Source organism: Okeania sp. (assembly GCF_983059655.1).
Genome location: NZ_CEZPJD010000862.1, coordinates 1 through 3259, shown reverse-complemented (window position 1 = coordinate 3259; position 3259 = coordinate 1). Strand labels below are relative to the sequence as shown.

The following is a 3259-nucleotide window of genomic DNA, read 5'->3' as shown; positions in this document are numbered from 1 at the left end:
TGAAAATTATCAAAATTTAATAGAAACTTTTAAAGAGGCGACAGAAAAAGAACGTAAAAAACGCCCTAAACTTGATGTTTTGAGAAAGGTTATTGCAAATTTTTTAGAAATATTATCTGAAACAAAAAATATAGTATTTAGGATAACTCCTGGACTTAGAGAAAAAGTAGATAAAAGCAATAATTATCAAGGACAAGGTTTAAGAGTAAAAAAATATATTGAATCAGAATTAAAAGCTAATTCAGGAGTTTTATATATTAAAAAACATACTCAAAAGAATCGGAAGCAAGAAAAAGATAATCGGCTGAATGTAGAAATTTTCATAGAAACTTTAGCTAAAATTTACCAAGGTTTTATTGAGTTAGATGAATCTAATTACATTGTTATTTATAACGAACAATCCTTTGTTAATCCTCAAATACAAGAAAGAATTCTTGACAATGGAGTAGAAATAAAAATTGAGCCAATCGTTGAAATAGATTCTAATTTAAGACGAAAAAGTGATTTAACTGATTTAATATATCAAATTTGGGAGAAAGAAGAAGAAGTTAAAAATGAAATAGAAAATAATCAAGCATTAGCAGCAACATTTGAACAATGGCAATCTGTAATTGATATTGAAAAAGAGATTCTTCAAGAGCAAAAATCCACTTTTCAATATCAACAAAAATTATATGAACAGCAAAGACAAATTGTAATTTTAACTTTAAGAAAACCTATCTCTGTTGAAGATTTAGAAAAAATTATATCTCCTCCATTACCCGTAACTATTTCCACCACAAAACAGTCATCTTCTAGTCGAAAAAAATCAAAGCAGTTCCCTATTGGAGATATTATTGATGGGGAAAAATCTAGAAATGGAGAGTTAATTGAAAAACTACATATCAGTATAGGAGATTTTTGCCCTGATGAAATTATTCAGTCTATATCAGATACAGGAAAAATCGAAACCAATTTACAAGACCAAGAATCTGAAATTGAAAAAAGACGTAAAGCTTTAAGAGAAATTAGATATGGTGATTCAGAAAATCCAGAATTATGTCAAGTTATAGTTAATCCTTCTAATGTTAAGTTAATTGAGCCTATATTAATTAGGCAATTTTTTAATCAACAACTAGATGAGTCACAACAAAAAGCTGTATGTAAAGCTTTAGCTACTGAGGAAATATTCTTAATTCAAGGACCTCCAGGAACTGGAAAAACTTCTGTGATTACAGAAATTATTCGGCAAATTATCAAACAATATCCTAATGATAAAATTTTGATTTCTTCTCAGTCTAATGTGGCAGTAGATAATGTTTTGACAATAATTTCTGGTGTGGAAAGTCAAGAAATTCAGTGTATTAGAATTGGTAGAGAAGAAAAAATAGAAGAAAGTGCTAAACAGTTTGAAGTGGGGAAAGCTATTATTAACTGGCAAAAATCTATTAGTGAAAAATCTGTTGCTTATTGGCAGGAATATCAGGAGAAAAATGAGCAAATTTTATCAGGGGTGAAAAAGATTTCTGAACTAGAAGAGATTAAAGATAAAAATCAAGAGTTGAAAAGTTTGGCTGCAAAATTAACAAAAATAATTGCTAGACTTAATTCTGAATTGGTTATTGAACCAGAAAATTTAGCATCTATAGATTTTTCTGATATTGCTTTAGAGCTAATTTATGAAAAGCTAGAGTTGGAACGAAAAATATTGGAATCTATAGAAAAATATAGTGATAAGTTTGGCATAGAATATCCAGAGCAAAAACAACTTTCAATTTGGATTAATCAAGAGTCAAAAATCTTGGAAAATCTCCTGGGTGATAATCAAGAAAATTATCAGAATTTCATCAATTTACAGAAGTTAAATAAAGAATGGAATGAAAAATTGCAGAGAAAACAACAAGATTTGATGTCTATATTTCTAGATGAAATAAATGTTGTAGGGGCAACTTGTTTAGGAGTAGCAAGATTTAAAGATCGTAATTTTGACTGGGTAATAATTGATGAAGCTGCTCGCTCGACTGCACCGGAAAGTTTTGTGCCAATGTCGAAAGGTAAGAAAATTATTTTAGTGGGAGACCATCAACAGTTACCGCCAATTATTGATAGAGAAGTTCAGGAAAAAGCGTGGAATGAACAACAGATTGAAAAGAAAATTCTGGAGATAAGTTTGTTTGAGTATCTTTATGAAAAATTGCCAGATAATAATAAGATAACTCTAACTAATCAATATAGAATGCACCCAGATATTGGTAACTTAGTCAGCGAATTATTCTACGAAAGTAAGGTGAAAAGCCAATTTGTTAATCTTGAGAAAAAACAACATGGTTTGACAGAATTTAAGATCAGTATTTATTGGATATCTACTAGCGATGTTTCAAAAGAAAAATCTCAAGAAAAACGAATAGGAAAAAGTTTTAGTAATGCTTATGAGGCTAAAGTTATTAGGGGAGTTTTGGTAAAAATTCAAGAAAATTGTGAGTTGAATAATTTATCAAAAGAGGTCGGTGTTATTTCTGCTTATCGTTCACAAATTGGTATCTTGGAATCGACTATTGCTCCTAATAATAAGCAGTTGTGGAAAAATATAGATATTGTTATTCATACAGTTGATGCTTTTCAAGGTGGAGAAAAGGATATTATTATTTATGATTTAGTTAGGAGTAATTCTGAGAAAATATTAGGCTTTACTTCCGACTATCGCAGATTAAATGTGGCTTTATCTCGTGCTAGACAGTTATTAATTATTGTAGGCAATGATAATATGGCTTATGAAGGAAAGACTCCTCGTAATATTCCTAATCAGTTTAAAGATTTAATTGAATATATTGATAGTAGTAAAGTTTGCTCTCGACTTGAGTCTGGTAAATTTATTTGATAAGACTTTTATGAGGTATTTTTCTGTTAAGGAGGAATTTATAGAAAGATTTGATGCGGAAGTTATGCGCTTGAGAAAATGAGAATTTGAGGTGTTTTTCTATTGAGGAGGAATTTATAGAAAGATTTGATGCGGAAGTTATGCGCTTCACAAAATGAGAATTTGAGGTGTTTTTTATGGAGAAGGAATTTATAGAAAGATTTGATGCGGAAGTTATGCGCTTCACAAAATGAGAATTTGAGGTGTTTTCTATGGAGAAGGAATTATGGAAATATTTGATGCGGAAGTTATGCGCTTCACAAAATGAGAATTTGAGGTGTTTTCTATGGAGAAGGAATTATGGAAATATTTGATGCGGAAGTTATGCGCTTCACAAAATGAGAATTTGAGGTGTTTTTTATG

At 29.9% G+C, this 3259-nt stretch carries 1 protein-coding gene; it reads left to right on the top strand.

The window, feature by feature from the left end; all coding sequences use genetic code 11:
* Positions 1 to 2857 (top strand): DEAD/DEAH box helicase (locus AC3DU7_RS29445; protein WP_488042795.1); only part of this gene is annotated, 2857 nt, incomplete at its 5' end.
* Positions 2858 to 3259 lie beyond the last annotated feature (402 nt).